The organism is Cyanobacterium stanieri LEGE 03274 (assembly GCF_015207825.1).
Taxonomy (GTDB): domain Bacteria; phylum Cyanobacteriota; class Cyanobacteriia; order Cyanobacteriales; family Cyanobacteriaceae; genus Cyanobacterium; species Cyanobacterium stanieri_B.
This window is the reverse complement of the sequence record NZ_JADEWC010000040.1, coordinates 1-19,239: the sequence shown is the minus strand read 5'-3', so window position 1 is coordinate 19,239 and position 19,239 is coordinate 1. Positions and strand designations below refer to the sequence as shown.

Below are 19,239 nucleotides of genomic sequence, written 5' to 3'. Positions count from 1 at the left end.
ATTTAAAAGAAAGTTCTACTTATGATTGTTCTGTAGATGATCAACGTACTATTTATTTACCTTGTTCTTGGTTAATAAAAAAAATGAATCTATGTTGGAATGGTGTTGAAGGTAATTTTTTTAATCAAAAAAATGATTTAATAGCTTTTGACCCATCTATTAAAGAATTTGGTGCTAATGCTTGTTTGATTAAAAGAGAAGCGTTGCTAGAGTTTCTAAATCAGAACAATTACGATATTATATGGACTTTTTTAGCCGAAAAAAGAGTCATAAAAGGTAATCCAAAACATGATCATTTACAGTTAAGTGGCATTATTCGTCTTGATAATAAAAAATTACTAAAGAACATAAGATCAAAGCCTTTGTTTTAGACTATGTTTATTTTTGTTGCACTCTTTCACTTTCCCTGTAATAACGCCTAATAGAATTGCAGAACCCTCAAATATCAACATAAGTACCACTACCCTCATTCTTCCTTAAACAAAGATACCGTTGAGTAGTAGTAATGGAAGAATGACCCAAACTTTGTTGTAAGAGCGATAAATCACAACCCCCCTTAATGGCTTCGGTTGCATGGGAATGACGTAACCAATGACAAGATAAACTATCTCCTAACCCTGCCTTTTTACCCACCCTTTTGAGCATATTGTGAGCCGTATTACGTTTCATGGGAGTGTTACGCTTGGCAACCGTAAATAAATAATCAATACCCTCCTTTCTCAAACCTTGTAACTCTTGCCATAGGCTAGGATTAACCAATACCGTCCTCGGCTTATTACCCTTACCCACAATGGTTAAATTAACCTTCTCATCATCAATACTAAAATCAACCCATGTTAAATTAATTGCCTCACTTACCCTTAACCCCAACCCAAACATCACCCTGATGAGTAATTTATCCCTGAGATTGTCAGTGTGACTCATTAACCGCTTCACATCCAAAGCACTCAATAGTTTTTGGGAGATAGTATCATTTACCTTCGGATTATTCACCAATACCGAAGGATTGAGGAGTAAATAACCCGTCTTTAAACAGTAAGAAAACAGACTCTTAATAACCATCAACTTTGCCTTGATAGTTGATATTTTCTGCTCCCTTAACTTGAGAGACTTAATATAATCCTGAATATCTTCCACCGAAATCTCGGCTAAATCCGTCCCCGTAAACTCCAAAAAATGTTGAATGATATACCTATATTGCCGTTGGGTATGAATAGACTGCTTATTAGTTAGCCAACTGAGGATAATTTCCGAATCCTTCTGCGCACGAGTTACCCCTGTGGAGCGCACCATAATGCCCCCAAAAATTATTAGATTATTGAGATTATTATAGTTGATAAAGTCAACTTCCTTTGGTACTTCCATCACTTGTAGTTTTTATTGGGGAAGTGATTCCCTGTTAGAATCCCTAATTTCAGTTGAGCAAATTAGGGTTCTTCAATCATGGCAATGCCGTCAAGCTAATCCCAGATGTAAGTTAACAGCCAGATTAACCAATTTCATCACTTCCTGAGAGAGACTACCTACCACATCACCCTGTAATCTTTCCTTGGCAATAGTCCTGATTTGCTGTGCTTGAATCTTTGAGTCTTGGGGTAAACCAGAATCCCCCTTACCAATAAACACCTCAAAAGGATAAACCTTCGTCACCTTAGAAGTTATGGGTAAAACCGTTATGGTAGAAGCCACCCGATTATTAATATCATTACTGACTATCAACACTGGGCGAGTTTTAGCTACCTCCGAACCGATAGTGGGACTAAGATTGGCATAGAATATATCACCACGTTTCATCACCTAACCCGTCTCCTGCTACTATATCCCAATCTGAGTCAATTTCCTTGTCAGCTTCCCTGTAGGCATTTTCCAAGTCTTTTTCAAGCAGTAATCTTAACGCTTCTTCGACTACTTGTGAAGAAGATTTACACATCCTGCTGTTTTTATAACTGTCGATGAATACTACCAAATCTTCAGAAATGGACACTGACATTTTTCTTACTGTCATACCCTACCTAAAAGTAAATAAACTTACTACTACTTAATCTTACTACTTTTGTCAGGGGAGTAAAAATATTCTATTATTTTTTGCTCTTAATGTGATTAATGAACAATACAGTAGCTATTGTTCATTATCATCTTGATCTACCCCACAAAGCCCGTGATACAGAATCCTCTCACTTCATCTCACTTTTTCTCTCACTTTAAAGATTTTTTCTGAAATCACTGTAAGTAAGAACAAATAAAGATTTTAAGAGATTTTTAAAAACCAAGTAAAAAATAACATCTCACTTTCATCTCACTTTAATTATATTTCTATATATATATAAGTTATAGAGATTATAGATATATTTATACATACCTTTAACCCTATATTTACTGTACCTATTTCCTAAAGTGAGAGGCTTACTTACACATATTTTTCAAAAAAAACTTTTATTGATAATTTCTTCTAATATTATTTTATATTACTCAATGGTAATGTTTGTCCTTATTGAGAATCTCAGCAATAATGTGCTAAAAACACACCCTATCTATCTAATTTCCTCTCACTTATCTCACTTTGGGGCAATAGAATCGCCATAAGTATTGATATATAATAATTATAGCGATTATGAGAAAGTGAGAGAAAGTGAGAGGCAAAGTGAGAGGATACGATAAAACCCCCACAGGGTGAGGGTTTTAATGATAAAGCAAAGTGAGAGGCAAAGTGAGAGGATTATTTGATCCTTACTTTTACCCCCTTATTGGTGGGTACTCTGATTAGTTTTTCATTCTCAATAAGAAGCAATAAGAGTTCATCAATTTCTGTGGTGGGTAAATTCTTAAACTCCCATATAAATCTTTTTACTTGAGAAGCCGTAACCTCACCCTTTTTGGCTACCAGTTCAAGGATTTTAACCAGTCTTGCGTCCATGAAATCTTTTTGGCACTTGGTAGCCACATACTCAAACTGTCTGAGGTAATAGAAAACAACCTCAATGGCTAACTTCATTATCCTTTCATTGATAACGGTGGGGCTGTCCACATATCCTGTGTTAAGGACGTAATGCCATGTGTGCAAGATACCAGCAACCCGTAATATAGCACCCTCACCCTTACTATACTTAGCTCTTAATTGTTCAGTGGGCAAAGTCTCTTTAATATCAATCAATTTTCTTTGAGCGTTCTTGAATATGGGATAAACCTCAGTAGGCACGACCAAATCTGATTCTTCCAACTTGGTTATCTCATCAATGACATGACGCAGTAACTCAGATAGTCCGGTATCAATAAAGCTATCAGGTAAATATTCCTTGGGTAGTTCACCGCCCCAAAAAAACCAACGGGCACTGATACCCCTAGCATCTTGAAAATTGTTAAATATTTTTTCAAGGACTGACCATTGAATCGTACCTAGAATGGATACGGCGGTTTTCTTGAGAAAAATATTATTATCCTTACTAGCACGGGTCTTAATGATTTGACCACCATCATATAATTGCAGTTCACGGGCGATGTCATCACCACTATAAAACTTGTTTAACCGTTCAAAGTATCCTGATAGCTCATCACAGAAACATAAGAAGCCTTTGGGGTTTTCTTTGTGAGCTAATAATAATCCATCAATGGTGCTGTCCTCTATCATATACCTTGTTAACGTAGGCATTGGTAAATTAGCTTGTTTATCAGATGGCAATTGCTGGTCTTCCTCATATTCCCTTAGTTCATCCTGATAACGGTCATAGGCTTCTACATTTTTATCCTTTAGAGCCTTAATAATAGTCATGGTGGTGGGGGTTTTCTTTTTCCCACTATCAGCAACGATAGCAGTTCTTAAGATGCAGGGCTGTCTGTATTTAGGGTTATCCTGTAGTACAACGCTTCTTCTAGTACCAATAGCACCACCAAGGGTAGCCAAAAGGATTGTAAATAAAGCCATAGGGTTTGTAGGTAGGTTGAGGGCTTCTTGCTCAAACATTAACCCAAAAAAATCACTTAGTATCTTTTTAAGGTCTAGGGTTTCATGGGGTATTTTTAATAGGTCATCAACCCGTGGGGATAACTCCTCAATATCATTAACTCGGTTATCCTCTTCTTTTTTTGCCTTGATTGCCTTTTCAAGTATTACAGGGCTAACAGGATATTGTGAACAAAACTCAGCTATCTTCCCCCTGTAAACAGCTTCAGTGTAAATAGGTTTGCTACACTCATTGATGAATTGATTAATAATACTGGGAAAATCATTCTCCCCGACCCCATGGACATTATTATAGGCTTTGTTTAAATTATCCTTACTGTCAATTGTTACAATTGAATTGCCAATATTTAAGAGTTCTTCTAGGTTTGCCCCCACGGTCAATTCAATGTTGGTTTTAATAGCTGAGGGGCTTAACTTAGTATGCTTTGAGTATTCTTCAAAATCACCATGTTCTGGTACTTCTGGATATAAGTAGGTGATGGGTAGAATGATGAAGGGTATGCCCTGAGATGCTACAATTTCCCTCGTCTTGATTGCCTTGTCTAATCCTTGTTTATCATTATCGGCAATGTAGATTATGCCTTTAATCTGATATTCCTTAATCCGTTCACAGAGTCTTATTATGTGGTCTATGTCTGTGGCTTTACTCCCCAATATGCAAGTGCTAATTAAACCCCTATGTAAAGCATGATCACAAGCCTTTTCCCCTTCAAGATCTAATATCCACTTACCCGTGGCTTGGGAGAATAATTCAAGGTGGTACGGTTCCCAAATCTTTGTAATCTTTGACTTGTCATTACCCTTTTCATAACCGTAAAAGTTTTTTTCCCTTTTCTCCTTACCATCCTTTCTTTTAGTGGTTAATACTCTTTTTACCTTGTTTCCCCCCGGGTAGTTTAACCACATGGCATACTTTTTCAGTGATGCTTCATTTTCATACTCGGCTATTATCTCTGTCACAGGTGATTGATAATCCTTTGTGGTAGCTATAATAATCGGATCTTTAGGTGCAGAATATACCTTGTTATGCTCTTGTCTTTGGGGTTGCTGGGTAGATAACCCTTTCTGTTCAGATACCCACTTAGCTATAGCTGAATTATCTTCACCACCTGAGTTATAGCAGTTATACTTTATTCCATCAGGTGCTATGGATAAGTCATTACCTCCACAAATAGGGCAAATGTACTTACCCTTGGTGTTTGTCGGAGTGAATAGGTCAAGATGTTCCCCTATTCTAAAAGCATTACTATATGTCATAATGTTACTAACAAGATTTATTTTGATGAGCGCGGCAAACGCTCATTTATATTATATATAAAAAAGGGTTGGTGATCCCTCTAAAATCACTTTTTTTGTATTTGTTTTTCAGAGAGAGTTATAGGCTCTTTTTTTTTGATGTAAACATTTCACTAAAACCCCATTTTTTTGTTGCTAACAATAACTTTTCCCCAGCAAGTAAGAACTCCCATATTCTGCCCCTAGCAATGGTTAGAGGGTATTTGTAAAAGTTAGCTGTTGATAGCTAAAAAGTAGTAACTATTAGTAACTATTAGTTACTTATTAGTTACTTATTAGTTACTTAACTTAAATTTTACCCTAACCTTTTAGTCAATCTACTTATCTATTGTAACAACAGAACAATTCTATTGTTACAATAGATAAGTAGTGGTATGATATTCTTAATAAGAAAAAGAATAAAAAATGAGTATGAAAAAGTATAATCCGAAATCCTTAGCTAACCTTAAGCCGGGGTTTAAGCCTAAGTGGAATGATACTAATACTAAATTAATTAGAATACCTGTGGCATTAGAGAAGCAAGTATTAGATTACGCCCACCAGTTAGATGATGGTGTAACTCCTCCACCCCAGTCTGGTGTAACCAATGATTTTGAGAAAAAGGTTCTCAATATTATGGCAAAAGTTAAGGATAAGGTAAAAGGTTATAAAAGCAACTCCGCATCACAATTAATCAAGGATCTTTTGGCTTTATCCAATGATAAGTAAAATTCTATTGTAACAATAGATAAAAAAATAATTTGAAAAATCTAGGCTCAGTGAAAGCTAGGGAAGCTGTAATATGGCAAGGTTCACTCCTCATAAATCCACAATAATCAATCATCACATCATTGCGAGGGATAACTTAATATACCTGAAATAACTAAAACTACTTATGTCCCTTTATGTCTTATGATAGAAGGACTTGAGCTATATTATTTTATAATTACGAATGTATTTTAAGTCAATTTTGGTTAAGGTTCGCAAAAAGTCGCTTGACATTAAGTAGAGCAAGGGGTTAGAATAAGAGCACCTTACTAAAATTAATAGAAACGTATTGGGGATCTTTCCTTGAATGGGAAAATTATGGCAATTCTGTGATCTTTCACGGGTTTATTTTGCCTGTTACATCGTAACTGTCAATGGGCTGCTATATTTTGGAATAGTGAAACTAATAAATGCGGAAATAGCCATCACTGAAGCATTAGTCGATACTAAAGTGTTATTCTTTTGCCAATGTCCATGGTCATATTAGTGGGGCTCAATCCGAAAGGGTTCGTTTTTGCTTAAACGGGCTGGTCCCATGTTGTTTCTTTCATAGCGACCTAAAGTTAGGGGTTTGAGTAGCATTTGATACTCAAACCCCACAACGTGTTCAATTTGGAAAGTATCTCCTCCTTACCCCATGATCTCGCCTCGCCGCAAAGGATAAATTGAAAGACCTAAAAACTGTTCTTGAGAAATATGCGAGTACCGCAATATACGTCGATTAATTTGTATAATAAGTGGTTGTTGGCGGACATACTTAGGCTGCTCTCTGGTACGCCACAAAACCAAGCGTTGGGTGCAAATATAAACTCTCCATTTCGTTAACTAATATGTTTAAAGAAGTATTTATAAGCCATGCAAGAGAAGATTATGAAACCGCCGAGAAAATTTATGATTATCTTGAACAAAAAGGCTATTTGCCTTGGCTAGACAAGAAAAAATTAAAAGTTGGAATGCAGTGGGAGTATGAAATCAAGAAGGGGTAAAGCCGAGATACGCGCGAAATCGGACAGTGCTATTAAGTTTTGTTAACAAGAATAGAATTTAGTATAGAGAAACATTGCCGAAAAAATATCATTTTAGGCAAAGTATAATAGATAAAAGTACGATATTTAGAGAGTTAGAACCATGTTTATTTTAACCACTTAACTTCTGTTTTCGGCAAAGTCAAATTTCTACTCTCCGTCAGTCAAGAAAAAATCAGAACGAGAAAGGGAATATTCGTCTTGATGAAATCAAACGCAAATATCCTCTAAGCAATTATCGGTACTTAAACTTCTAATCTCCAATTAAAAACTAGCGTCTAACTTGTCTAATAAAGCCAACCCTTGTTGAATATCACCTTTACTTGCCATAACTTGAAAACGATTAAAAGTATCAAATTCAGCAATAGCTTTAGTAGAAAATTCTTCCATTAATTTATTAACACTAATCCCCCTAGTTTGTGCCAACTGTTTCAATCTTTCATGTTTATCATCAGGAAGTCGAATCGTTAAAGTTGCCATCACATTATACCTCTAAAAAATATTCTGGTTGAATAATTTGTAACTGAGGAAACAGTAATTCTGCACCTCGAAAATCTTTAATATTATTAGTTATAATAAACTGAGCATTACCAGCCAAAGCTAACTCTATTAAATAATTATCAGCTTCATCTTTAAGATTAGGTCGCCATAAATAGTAAATTGAGGTCCAGCGACAAACACTCATAAAGGAAGCTAATAAAATTTCTATTTCAGCTACAGTCAAAGCGGATTTTTTGATAATCTCATCTCTATTAATTAAAGATTCATATTCAGCAAATAAACTATTACCCATTAAAGGTAAATAGTTACCCTCTAAACATCCCCTAATAACCCCTCTGGATGCCCCATATTTACTAATAACAGCACTAATAAAAATATTTGTATCAACTACTATCTTAACAGTCATAAGCAAATGATAGCATATATGGTGTCACTTATTCCTTACGTTCAACCTGCAATAAGGGGTAAAGCTAGGGAATCTGTAATAACTATGCAAACTCACTGAAACTGAATCAGAGCAAATGTTTTAACTTATTCTGCGTACTTTAATCGTTACAAAACTTAACACGAAGTTAAACTAAGCCAGAGCATCACTACTCTGACTCGTCTTCAAAACCGTGCGTGAGACTTTCACCTCACACGGCTCCTCTCTAATAACCTCCTTGTCATAGATACGAGTCAAGCTACCATCTCTGGCAGTCTTTTTATCGTGGCAATGTCGGTGTAGTACCTGTAGATTTTTATACTCATCCTTCCCACCTCTCGATTTTGGGATGATATGGTCTATTTCTAACAAGTCTCCGTCCTTGAAGCAGTGTCCGCAATCATTACATCTTCCTTTTTGCTTTTTGAGCAATGTTGCCATTCTGGTTGAAACCTCTGGATGTTTGCCTATTCTTGCTGTCCAGTAAATCCAGTCTCCATCATAGGGTGATTTGTTATCTTTGACTTTGATGTGACGTTGGATTTTAGTTTCACTATGACTTAGTAGTTTCATTCCATCTTCATCTCTGGTTGAAAACACCCAGTTTCTATTTCCATAGGTGTGCCAGTATTTTTTGGCTACCCATGATTTGGATTTATTTGAGTGTCGTCTTTCTGCCCATCTCTTAAGTTGTCGATACATTATAAAGTCACATTTAGAATAAGTTTCCTTACTGCACACTGAGCGATAATAGTTTGCCCAACCTCTAATGATGGGATTGAGTTCCTTGATTAAGGCTATTTGTGGCGTTGATTTGTGCTTTCTGATGACATTTCCAATCTTTTCAATGTGCTTTCTGACTTTATCCTTTGATGGTTTTATAATGGTTTTGAAGCCAAGAGGTTGCCCATTGGTGCTTTGACCTGTGTGAGTTTTACCTACTGCATACTGTCGGATATTGAATCCAAGGAAATCAAATCCCTTTTTCCCTTCATATTTATTTAGGGTATGAGAGATGCGAGTTTTGCTTGGTTTTAATACTAAGTCTAATTTGCCTAGCCATTTTTCTATGATTTGCTTACATTTGAGGATAACTTCTTCTTCCTTGTGAAGGATTATGAAGTCATCGGCATATCTAATTAATGATAGGCTTTTCTCATTATTTACTTTGTGTCCTTTTAGTGTTCTGGTATATTTCTTGATTTCTTCTTCCATACCATGCAAGGCTATGTTAGCTAATAAAGGGGAAATAGTGCCTCCCTGTGGCGTACCCTCATTGGTTGGAAGTAATAATCCATCATCCAGAACTCCACTTTTTAGCCATGCTTTTATTTCACGTCTTAATAGTGGATGGGTTTCAAGTTTATTGAGTAATTCATCATGATTGATTCGGTCGAAACATTTTGCTATATCAGCATCCAATACATATTTTGGTTGAAACCTAATTGCGTTGAATATTGCTTCCACAGCGTCATGGGTCGATTTGGCTGGTCTGAAACCATAACTGTTAGGCTCGAACTTGGCTTCCCATTGTGGTTCTAATGCTAGTTTTACTAAGCATTGTCTAACCCTTTCTTCCATACATGGTATTCCAAGAGGTCGTTGCTCTCCATCTACTTTAGGTATCCATACTCTACGGGTAGGTTTGGATTTGCCTCTTAAGTTCAGGTTATTGACCATTTCAAGGCGTTGGTTTGGAGTCAGAGATTTAACTCCATCCACTCCTGCTGTTTTTCGACCTTGATTATCTTGGGTTACTTTTCTGGTGGAAAGAAGTTTGGCATAATAGGAACTGGTTAACAGTTTTTGTAATTTATGGGTTAACTTTTTATTGCCACTCTGACTCGCTCTGTAAATACGCTTTTGCAAACGGAAAACTTCTATCTCAACCTTTTTCCAGTTGATAGATTGCCAGTTTTCTGTCTTATCAATCGATTTATTAATCGTTGTCATAATTTAAGCTACTTGTGTCTTTACATTGGTTATCAAAGTCGCTACGTCAGCTTATCCTATCCATTACAGATAGACGTTTGCTTCTTAGCGAATCCTACTCCTCATAATCTTGCGTTGGTAACTACTCACGAAGGAGAGATTATGAGAATTTCCCCGTTCCGTATATTCATTCTTTTAGACTTTAGATTTCTTCTTTCCACCGATTCTGTGTCGTTGATTCCAGTTCAGACGGACAAATCTGCTGGTACTGTAGGTTTTACCTTTTGGTCTAGCTTATCAGCCTTATTTAGCTAGTTGCGAATCACGATGGTTCAAACGAAGATTCCTTGCGTAATCATGGTCTATCTGCTTGATGGGATTCCCATTTGGGCTATGAGTTACCACCGTTTAATCCAGCTTCAACGTATGGGATACCACCCCAAGTCACTGTGGACTATGCTTTCACTCCATCAACAAGAGGGTAAGACTTTCACTTACATGAATATAAAGTTGTCAAGGTTTAATTTTAATTCCTTGCCTAGCTTACGTTTTGGTCATTTGACCTAGACTTTGGCTAGAACGGGTCGCACTGTCCGATTTCGCACGTATCTCGGCTTTACCCCAAGAAAGCGTTAAAAGAATCAACTTTCGTAATCATATTACTTTCATCAATTTCAGTGAGGAAGAGAGGCTATGTTCAACAAGAATTTAAATATGCCATTGAACATTCAAGAAATAAGCTTATTGATGATATTTATATAATACCTATACTTTTGGATAAATGCGATGTTCCAGACTCGCTTAATCAATTTCAATGGATAAAAATTGATAATGAAAATTTATTTGAAGAAATCCTCAATTCATTAAATTCTCAAAGACAAACATATTTAAGTAGTTTATCTCCAGAAGTTATTGAGGTAAATGATTATACGTCAATATCAATTGATTTAAATATTGATATTCCAGTCAAAATTGACTACCTATGCGATTTGCCTCTTTTCTATAGAAATAATTTCTTTGATGCAAATTTTGTAAATACATTTATTCAACAAAAGGCTCTAAATGTAATAAGTGAAAATAGAAAATGGATAAACAAAAATATTAGTCTTTTCAAAGATAGAGATCATCTATATTTTGAAATTTCTCATGAAATCAAGAAATTAAATAAAGATAACTTAAGTATAACAATATACTATAATTCTTATTTTGGAGGGGTACATCCTAATACAAGTATAGATACATTAAATTTTGCGTTTAATCCAGATAGGGTGTTGAATTTTTACGACGTGATAGAAGATCATAGTGCTAACGAATTTGTTAGAAGATGTTTATTGAGACATGGAAGTCAAGAGCAAATAGAAAATTTAGAAAGATTTGTAGAGTACATAACGGCAGAAAATATAAATTTTACTTTTGATGATAAAACACTTGAAATTGATTTTACTAATCAAATTCCAAGAGTAATTTTAGCATTAGGATTATTAGAAATCCCTATGAGCGATATAAACATAACCATATAAATTAACTCAACACTCGAACGAAAGTTTATGCTATCAGTTATTATGCGAACATTATTACCATCTGGTGACGTGCATAACCTTGGGTGAAGTATTAGGGGTAAAGAGGAAATATGTGCAAAATTCGGACAGGTTGCGAAGTTTTGTTTTTTTCCGAATAGATCCAGGCTTCCCCCCTAAATAAGTTTATACATTTTGTTTTTTACTTTAGCTTGAATGCTTCTGAACATTATTAGTAGTCAGCTTTAATTTTACTAATTGCTAACATCAGCAGTACAAGACTGGGCGAATTTGGTCTTAGTTACCGGCGGAGCCTATCTCACCTATACGAACCGAACCCAGGGGGCGTACTCGGAGTATTACCTTGAACACTTCGCTAATCACATCACCGCAATGCTGAACGAATGCATCATCAACTTTGATCAAGGTTGATATTGCAGATACATCACCTTCGGAGAGAAGCGATTCGTCAGGCAACTTAATAGTGAAAGGGAGTGTCGTGGCTTTCGCGACAAGAGTATCGTAACTGCGTCCGCGACCATGTTTGAGCACGTTGATAGCTAGGCACAGATCCTCAAATTTATCTTTCGTGCCTAACTCTCCTTCGTCACTTAGGATTTTCTTAGCTTCAACAAATCCTAAGGAGCAGTCTAAATAATCTTGCAAGTTAGCCTCAAAAATGGAAAACATACCGACCGCCAAGATCGCTTTTTGAAGCTGTATCATTTGCAGAGTCTTTACTAGTGAAGTGGCACCGCTAACTTGGAGTGCTTCAATAGTCTTTTCGTTTGCTTCCTTGAGATTTTTCAGGGTAAAGGCTGCGCAACTATCTACGAGTTCTGTAAAGCTATGCATGGCGATGGAAAAGGTATAGAGTAGAGTTGTTGTGAAATAAAAGAGAGAAATAGTCAAGTACTCCTTGTGGAAGTAATGTGGTTTTTAAGCAACGTCTAAATAGAAGTTCCATAGACTAGAAGCAATCAACATTGACGGATCATCAAATTTAGGCACACAATTCCTATAAATTGTTGATATAGCATTCATTATATCTTTTAACACCAGCAAAAGCATTTTCACAGAATATTCTTTCTTGTTATAGCTGTCGATTATACTCTTTTTGCTCCTCGGTTAATTATCCTTTAATGGGCAATAATTTCCAGTTAGTCAAAACGAGCGTGAACCGAGATACTTGTAAAATGGTGCAAGATAGGCTAAAACCTTTACAGTAATTTAATTTTACAGTAGATTGCCCCTAGTGACAGCTTCGCTAGTTTTCCCCTAACTAAAGGCAGATCGATCGTCCAGCACCACTTCGACATCGTTTTTGTCTCTTTCTTCCTCATCTAGTGCTATGTGACAATCCATAATTTTTTTTATGGTACGATACCCTCTTAAAATGCTATTTTTGCCTTATTTCCGATTCAATCCATAATAATTTCACTGCATTTTACCCTCTAACAACTAAAATTTAATTACATATTTAAATTGCTAAACAATGGCTTGTTTAAACGGGTTTTTGTCAGTGTAGCCGTTCTGGATAGATTTGGGGTGAAAAAATCGGGGTAAAAGGGGCGGAGACTAAGTAGAAAATCCTCGTTCTGTCCTCAAGACAAAAATTCAAAAAAGTGGTAAAACAAGCCATTTAAGGATTAAAAGAGGATAAAGTAAGGATTAAACAAAGATACTATTGCATAGTACAAGTATAGTATAAAATCTAAATAAAAAATAAAATGGTTACGAAGAAAAAAGAAAACGTAAAATAAGTGTTCAATTTTGACCGTTCCTCTCAAGGATAGTGGGCTAATTAACAATTGAGCATAGAAAAGACTCTTGTGATGAATCTAGCGGTATTGTGTTATTTATGTCGGCCGTGTGTAGTGGTGAAGTATTCTGCTCCACTGGTTTAAGGTTAAAAGGTCAGCATCATTAACGCTCGTGTCCTATCATGATAGGTGATGACCAAAAAATAAAATACGTGATGCTCCTCCCCCACAAGGGCGTTTTGTTTCGTGTTAAAGTGCGCTCGTTATCTTCCCCTTCTCCTTCTGTTAGTTCCTGAGTTAGTAGTGGTAGTTCCCGAGGGCGATTGTGGTGAGGGTATCTGCTCCACTAATTTCTTTTGAATCTCCTGCTGTTTTTTGACAGTTTCGAGTTGTTTAACCCTCTCTTTCTCCTGCACCTCAAGGGTGTTTTTTACTCGTTTTGTCTTCTCCTCAAAATCATCATAAGTATCCCTTGTAAACCTAAAGTTATTGAGTATCCATGGTTTATTGGGTGCAGGTTTAATCCACTTAATCATCTCATCAGAATTATCAACCTTACTCACCACCAAACTTTTCTTACTCCTTTTAATGGCATAATAATCACCCCTATAACTCTCAGTATCTTGATTTTTCAGTAGTTGTTCCATGGTATTCCTATACTGCTCTAACCTTTTAATAAACTCATCATCAAACTCAAAGTTGGGGGTAGTGGTTTGATAGTCCTCTAATCCCTTTATATCCAATACCTTATTCATCCCCTGTAGAGTATATTTTGCTCCTAAAGTATTACCCTTATAGTGACTATTTTTGTAACCATAAACAATACCGCTCTTCTTCTTGTAAACCTTTACCCCCTCTTGGTTTAGGGCTAAATCTAACTCTTTAAAATCCTTACATTGCTCCTTACCCCTATCTAAAATATCTCTCAACTCCTGTAATACTTCCGTGCCTTCAGGACTTGATAATCCGTGGTAGTTTTCCAATATCCTCAATACCCTTTCTGACTTACGGTAATCCCAATAACTAGATACACAGCTTCCGTCATATCTTACCCTACCCGCCACAATATGGATATGTTGATGTTCCGTATCGTTATGTTTCACCACCACATAAGGTACAGCAAGGGATTCTTTGGCAAACATTCGCCCTTCACCCTTCCTTTTCTCCTTCTCCAACTTATCTAAATCAGGCTCTTCTTCCCCAAAGCCCATCCCATGTAAATAATCATAGGCGATCGCTTTCAACCTCTTATTATCCAACTCACTTTCATTCGGGTTAAATGAGATTGTGGCGTGATATACAGGCTTTCTCATCCTTCCATTTAACTGACAACATAATTCAAATTTGTTACTAAGGGCGATCGCTGTTTTACCTGACAGGTTACTTTCTATGATTTCTTTTTCTTCCCTATCAAGTAAGTACGATATACATCGGTAGAAGTCACTTCCTTTTATTTGTTTTGCTACGGGCATAGTTCAATTTCTTCCTCTACTTCTTCTAACACTTTGGAAAAATCTTTAAACTTCTTTTGTTGCTCCAATGGTATATATTCCATCAATTCTTCAATCTGATTCCTCACCTCTCCTAACTTTAAGATTGCTTTTACTTTTACTTGGCTTGGTGTCTTGGGAATCTTTCTATACAGTACTGACTTAAATAAATCTGATAGGGTTATCCCTCTTTCTTCACTAAGGGCATTTGCTTTTTCCTTTTCATCTTCATTAAGGTAAACTGAACAAATAATTTTTCTAGGCAAGTTTTTTTCCCTCAAAACGTCATTTTTTGGCTAAATCCACAACAAATAACCCTATTTTATTGCTCACCAATGAAAATTGGATTAGAAATTTAACAATTCGCAAAAATGGCTTGTTTAAACCAGTCCTCGTGGTTACAGCCGTTCTGGGGAGAAACGGGGTAGATATTTCATCAAAATAAGCTAATATAATGCCAAATAGATCTACCTAGGATCTATAGCAAAAAAACAGTATTTTTGAGAAGAAACTCTGAAATGCTAATAAACTCGTTAAACAGGGGTCATTTTTGACAAAAATCAGACCTTATATGGGTACAGATAACTATAGTACAAAGATAGTAAAAAATGTAAAGAAAAAGAAAATGGTGAGAAAGAAAAAAGAAATGCTGTTATTAGTGTTGGACTTTGGAGGAAGTGCCACAAAAATAATAGGTGGATTGAATGGTGCTGAACGAGAATAAAGTTTTAATAGATAGCAATGGTCGTTATTCAGTGGTGGGTTGTCTTGCTAAAAACTATTTAATAACTCTCCCATTAAAGTTAAATGATTCTTCCTTAGTGATGAAGTAGTCAACTCTGCAATACTTGCTTCATACAGTGAGCTTCTCAATTATTCTTGTTAGTTTCAGTTTGCTTTTAGTTAGGTTTTCATTGCTCCTTCTTGATATGAACCCTATCTTTTCATCCATGGATTGAGCTTCTTCGTAAATAGTCTCGTTGACTAGATTAATTTGGCGATAACAATAACGTTTGATAGCCTTGTGATAATTTCTCCCCAAACCCAAGTTGTTTTATTCATCACTTTATCAACCATAGGAGACTGAGTTAGGAAGATGATTGTATGATGCCGGAGCGATCGTTTTCTTAATCCTTAGTCTGTATTATGACTTCTGAGTATTTGCTTGTTACTAAGTTTGTTGGTTAGAACTCGGTTGATGCAAGAGACGTGTAGGCGATTTGCTCTTTTAGCCACTCTACAGGCTGTTCCTTAATTGTTATTATTCAACCTTTGTCCTGCCACCATTGGTGGCGTTAAAAGACAAAGCAACGGAACGGCTCTTCCCTCACAGAAGCGTTATGGGTTGGGTGTTTTCTCAAAAACGTACTGCGTGTTATCTTAAATTTATGTTTAAAATAGGCTCTACGTTATATATATCAATGGTTTTGGGCGTTAGTTACTATTAATGAATGAGAATTAATCAATCTCCAGACGACTTACTATATATACCTTTGAACCGTGTTTTAACATAAAAACTACATAACCCTTAGTACGGATTTAATCAAGACGTTTGAGGATAATGGAGACAGGAACTTTTCGGGCGTTCAATTAAAATCTTTCATCTGTTTCATTTCTGGCATAGTTCTTTTGATGAGATCATATAGATAGCCTTACAAAGAGCAAAATAGTTTAATTCTCTTTTTCTACTTGTGGTTCGCTATGAGTCTGGGAGTGTTGTGTTGGTTTCGTTGCTTTCTGTGAGGCTTTTTTCTTGACAAGCTGAGGTTTCGGTATTGGTTTTTTCCTAGGACAAGCATAGGGGATTACCTTTTGTATTTTGAGAGTATCTCCTTCCCTGCGACACAGTAGTTTATAAACATAACCAATCCAGAGCTTCTTTTCTTGAATCCAATCTTGGGTATTGCTAAAACTAAACTTAAACTCTGTAATAAATCCTGTTTGTCTAGCTTCTTTTCTAACCGTTCGGGCTGTAATAGAACGTTGGACAGTTAAGGTTTTCTCTAGTGTCCAAAGTCCAATAAATTCCCACCTTTCCCATCCTTGCTCATTAGTGGGCATATTGCCGTCCCATCCCACAATCTGAAAGCTGACTAATTTAGTATCCTGCATTTTGGGATAACCCCGAAACCAATGTACCCCTAAAATATTAGGTTGCTTAAGAGCTAATGACTCAAGATAAGGATTACTAAAAGTAGCTTCAAGGGCTAAACCATCAGGTAATATCAACTGGTAGCTACTCTCATCATCAATGGGCGGTACTAAGATACCTTGTACCTCGGAGATGGCTTGATGACATCCATTACCTGCAAGGATTTTATACCTTTTATCGAGGGGTTTTTTCTTATTCTTACTCTTCTTCTTAGAAGTTTTAGCATCGTTCTGATTAGAGGATTGGGGTTGTTCGGTGACTGGCTGAGTAAATAGATCCTCTTGCGTACTGGTAGTTTTCAGTTTTTCAGTAGTGTTGAAAGAGGTTATAGAACAAGCAATACTGCGCTTATTCTTCTTCCCAGAAGTTTTAACATCTTCCTGACTAGAGGATTGGGGGGAGTCGGTAACTGGTTGGGTTAATAAATCTTGTTGTTTATTCGTAGTTTCAATGGGGGAGACAGAGATTTGAGAACAACAAATCTGACAAGGTTTAGCTCCTGTGGAGATCGCCTCTGAATAAGAACTCATTTTCTGCCACCCGTCAGTATCTGCCTTGAAGTAACGGCATTGGTTAGAGTGAATTTTATTGGTAGGTGAGATGTAATATATAAGCGTTTCTTCTTCTTCTCTCATTAGTTAATGGCACGGGCTGTAATTGATAGAGTCTATATTTTCTCACACATTTGAGGTAAGCATAGGTAAGGGCTATAAGCTATTACCAAATAGGGAAAAAACTAGCTAAACTATCGCCAATCTAGGCTAAAGTCTTTACCCTAAAAATCTAAATCTAGGGATAACTGACCGATGCTGATATTTCCACGTTTGCCAGTATGGTAACTCAAATGACAAGCAGTACAAAGGCAAATTAGATTCTCCTCCCTGTTATCCTCTGGTTGATAATTAGAATGATGAACCACCAATGTCAATTTCGCACGATCTGATTTACTAAGATGAGCAGTTTTATCCCCCGGCTTAAGGCACTGCACACCGCATTTTTGACACTGCCACTTGACTTTCTCCTTTTGTTTGAAAGCAATCTCATTCCAGTTATCGGGATAACGACTCTTGCTCATAGTAATTACATATTTTCACCAATGCGAAATGTTGCATTTTCACCTTGTTGACTTTTTACCCATTCTTCAAGGAGAAAATTCACCAAGTCAGATTTATCTAAATCAATACCCTCTCGCTTAAGTTTTAGCAGTTGGTCTGCTACATCTAAATCAATTTCCTTCCTTATATAATAAGTACGACCAATCCAATCAGGATTACTACGCTTACCTGTAGATGGTCTGCCTTTTTTCTTTGGTACGACTGACTGGGATTCTTTCGTTTTAATAGACTCCATTGATAAAGATTCTTCTTGCTCTATATTTTTACCGTCCCCCTCTTGAACCTTGATAAGATTTTCAGATTTAGTTTTATCGGTCTTCGCTTTTAAGTTTTTAGTTAAATTAGCATAGGGATTAGTCTTACTCATGAATAAATCTCCTTACCGATTTTTTGATAGTCTTTCCATGCAATTTTCCCCCGACGATCTCCCGATTCATATACAGGAACACCCATCAGAGACGCTTTTTCATAGGCAATATAACGGCGGATTTCCCCTTCAAATAGTTTCAAATCAGCATCCATTAATGCCTGTCTTGCCATTAGTCCAGTTTTTACTGGGGGTGGATGAATCATCGTCAGTAAAATTCGATAATCTCCCCCTAAATCGTGAAGTAAATCAACGGTTTGCAAAAGAGCATCTATGGCAAGAGCTTCCGCCGAAGTTGGTAATATTAATAAGTCGCAACCATCTACTAAAGCCTTCATCTCCTCAGCATCAGGGCGCGCGGCAGTATCAATAATAATATGCTCATATTCCTGAGAATATTTAGCCGCAGCCATCAAATTAACTATTTTGAACGGTAACTCCCCTCGCCTTTCCCATGCCGTAGCTGATTGATTTGGATCTCCATCCACCAACAAGGTTTTACCAAACTGGGAAAAGTAACAAGCAAGATGCACTGCCGTCGTTGTTTTCCCTACCCCACCTTTAAATCCCGTTATGGTAATAAACATTAGCGTTTGTTTGTTATTAGCTTTTTACTAATTTACCTTGATTGTAACTTAAAAATATGAAAAGTTAACATTTCAAAGTGTTATATTGTTGTATTTTTAGATATTTGTATTTTTGAATTGGCGATAATTTAGAGAGATCGCACAAATGATTATGATAAGTATAGAAAGAAAATAGGATAAGCTATCTGGGTCGTCTCTCCGGCTTCCCAAATAAAGGAGTTGCCACGCTTATAACAGCTCAGGGCAAACGCATACTAAAGATTTATGAGAAAGTGGTATGGTAAATATCATTGAGGAAATTAATTACCGTGAATTCTCAGACTGGTCAGAAATCATACTTGTGGAAACATTTTGAAAATATTGAA

The 19,239-nt window shown here is 36.4% G+C and carries 19 protein-coding genes; 5 read left to right on the top strand and 14 right to left on the bottom strand.

Annotation, left to right across the window (positions count from 1 at the left end):
- Positions 1 to 371 (top strand): hypothetical protein (locus IQ215_RS13340; RefSeq protein ID WP_193801901.1); only part of this gene is annotated, 371 nt, incomplete at its 5' end.
- A 67-nt stretch (positions 372 to 438) separates the two neighbouring features.
- Here the strand turns inward: IQ215_RS13340 and IQ215_RS13335 are convergent.
- The 4 genes from IQ215_RS13335 to IQ215_RS13320 all read right to left on the bottom strand — a co-directional run bounded on the left by IQ215_RS13335 (position 439) and on the right by IQ215_RS13320 (position 5,215).
- Positions 439 to 1,365, bottom strand: a complete 927-nt coding sequence (locus tag IQ215_RS13335) for a tyrosine-type recombinase/integrase (RefSeq protein ID WP_193801900.1) — start codon at positions 1,363 to 1,365, stop codon at positions 439 to 441.
- A 90-nt stretch (positions 1,366 to 1,455) separates the two neighbouring features.
- Positions 1,456 to 1,794 carry a type II toxin-antitoxin system PemK/MazF family toxin gene (locus IQ215_RS13330; protein WP_193801899.1) on the bottom strand — a complete coding sequence of 113 codons (339 nt, stop codon included), beginning with the start codon at positions 1,792 to 1,794 and terminating at the stop codon, positions 1,456 to 1,458.
- Positions 1,781 to 1,990, bottom strand: a complete 210-nt coding sequence (locus tag IQ215_RS13325) for a ribbon-helix-helix domain-containing protein (protein ID WP_241735320.1) — start codon at positions 1,988 to 1,990, stop codon at positions 1,781 to 1,783. The genes IQ215_RS13330 and IQ215_RS13325 overlap by 14 nt, the downstream gene beginning before the upstream one ends.
- 726 nt (positions 1,991 to 2,716) lie before the next feature.
- Entirely contained in the window at positions 2,717 to 5,215 is a 2,499-nt protein-coding gene (locus tag IQ215_RS13320) for a DUF3987 domain-containing protein (protein ID WP_193801897.1), read from the bottom strand.
- Positions 5,216 to 5,659: 444 nt separating this feature from the next.
- Between IQ215_RS13320 and IQ215_RS13315 the strand changes: the two genes are divergently transcribed.
- Together IQ215_RS13315 and IQ215_RS13310 are read left to right on the top strand one after the other, a co-directional pair.
- Positions 5,660 to 5,962 carry a hypothetical protein gene (locus IQ215_RS13315; RefSeq protein WP_241735319.1) on the top strand — a complete coding sequence of 101 codons (303 nt, stop codon included), beginning with the start codon at positions 5,660 to 5,662 and terminating at the stop codon, positions 5,960 to 5,962.
- 869 nt (positions 5,963 to 6,831) lie between these two features.
- Positions 6,832 to 6,987, top strand: coding sequence for a toll/interleukin-1 receptor domain-containing protein (locus tag IQ215_RS13310; protein WP_193801896.1), 156 nt, complete (start codon positions 6,832 to 6,834; stop codon positions 6,985 to 6,987).
- A gap of 303 nt (positions 6,988 to 7,290) precedes the next feature.
- On the opposite strand, the gene IQ215_RS13305 is transcribed toward IQ215_RS13310, so the two are convergent.
- The 3 genes from IQ215_RS13305 to ltrA form a co-directional block, all read right to left on the bottom strand.
- On the bottom strand, positions 7,291 to 7,506 hold the full coding sequence (locus IQ215_RS13305; RefSeq protein ID WP_069790975.1) for a CopG family ribbon-helix-helix protein: 216 nt from the start codon (positions 7,504 to 7,506) through the stop codon (positions 7,291 to 7,293).
- A 4-nt stretch (positions 7,507 to 7,510) separates the two neighbouring features.
- Positions 7,511 to 7,933, bottom strand: coding sequence for a putative toxin-antitoxin system toxin component, PIN family (locus IQ215_RS13300; RefSeq protein WP_193801895.1), 423 nt, complete (start codon positions 7,931 to 7,933; stop codon positions 7,511 to 7,513).
- A gap of 171 nt (positions 7,934 to 8,104) precedes the next feature.
- Positions 8,105 to 9,904, bottom strand: a complete 1,800-nt coding sequence (gene ltrA, locus IQ215_RS13295) for a group II intron reverse transcriptase/maturase (RefSeq protein ID WP_193801894.1) — start codon at positions 9,902 to 9,904, stop codon at positions 8,105 to 8,107.
- 575 nt (positions 9,905 to 10,479) lie between these two features.
- Here ltrA and IQ215_RS13290 point away from each other — a divergent pair.
- A complete protein-coding gene (locus IQ215_RS13290) occupies positions 10,480 to 11,403 on the top strand; it encodes a TIR domain-containing protein (RefSeq protein WP_193801903.1) in 924 nt (307 codons plus the stop codon).
- Between the two features lie 294 nt (positions 11,404 to 11,697).
- On the opposite strand, the gene IQ215_RS13285 is transcribed toward IQ215_RS13290, so the two are convergent.
- The 3 genes from IQ215_RS13285 to IQ215_RS13275 form a co-directional block, all read right to left on the bottom strand.
- Positions 11,698 to 12,312, bottom strand: coding sequence for a hypothetical protein (locus IQ215_RS13285; RefSeq protein ID WP_206688597.1), 615 nt, complete (start codon positions 12,310 to 12,312; stop codon positions 11,698 to 11,700).
- Positions 12,313 to 13,426: 1,114 nt separating this feature from the next.
- On the bottom strand, positions 13,427 to 14,635 hold the full coding sequence (locus tag IQ215_RS13280; protein ID WP_193801893.1) for a relaxase/mobilization nuclease domain-containing protein: 1,209 nt from the start codon (positions 14,633 to 14,635) through the stop codon (positions 13,427 to 13,429).
- Positions 14,626 to 14,919, bottom strand: coding sequence for a hypothetical protein (locus tag IQ215_RS13275; protein ID WP_069789433.1), 294 nt, complete (start codon positions 14,917 to 14,919; stop codon positions 14,626 to 14,628). The genes IQ215_RS13280 and IQ215_RS13275 overlap by 10 nt, the downstream gene beginning before the upstream one ends.
- A gap of 305 nt (positions 14,920 to 15,224) precedes the next feature.
- Between IQ215_RS13275 and IQ215_RS13270 the strand changes: the two genes are divergently transcribed.
- A complete protein-coding gene (locus IQ215_RS13270; protein ID WP_193801892.1) occupies positions 15,225 to 15,377 on the top strand; it encodes a hypothetical protein in 153 nt (50 codons plus the stop codon).
- A gap of 947 nt (positions 15,378 to 16,324) precedes the next feature.
- Here IQ215_RS13270 and IQ215_RS13265 read toward each other — a convergent pair.
- The 4 genes from IQ215_RS13265 to IQ215_RS13250 form a co-directional block, all read right to left on the bottom strand.
- Positions 16,325 to 17,335 (bottom strand): hypothetical protein, encoded by a 1,011-nt coding sequence (locus tag IQ215_RS13265; RefSeq protein WP_193801891.1) that lies wholly within the window; start codon positions 17,333 to 17,335, stop codon positions 16,325 to 16,327.
- A 245-nt stretch (positions 17,336 to 17,580) separates the two neighbouring features.
- Positions 17,581 to 17,880 carry an HNH endonuclease gene (locus tag IQ215_RS13260; protein WP_193801890.1) on the bottom strand — a complete coding sequence of 100 codons (300 nt, stop codon included), beginning with the start codon at positions 17,878 to 17,880 and terminating at the stop codon, positions 17,581 to 17,583.
- Between the two features lie 5 nt (positions 17,881 to 17,885).
- Positions 17,886 to 18,287, bottom strand: a complete 402-nt coding sequence (locus tag IQ215_RS13255; protein ID WP_193801889.1) for a hypothetical protein — start codon at positions 18,285 to 18,287, stop codon at positions 17,886 to 17,888.
- Positions 18,284 to 18,874: a ParA family protein gene (locus IQ215_RS13250; protein ID WP_193801888.1), complete on the bottom strand. Its 591-nt coding sequence runs from the start codon at positions 18,872 to 18,874 to the stop codon at positions 18,284 to 18,286. The genes IQ215_RS13255 and IQ215_RS13250 overlap by 4 nt, the downstream gene beginning before the upstream one ends.
- Positions 18,875 to 19,239 lie beyond the last annotated feature (365 nt).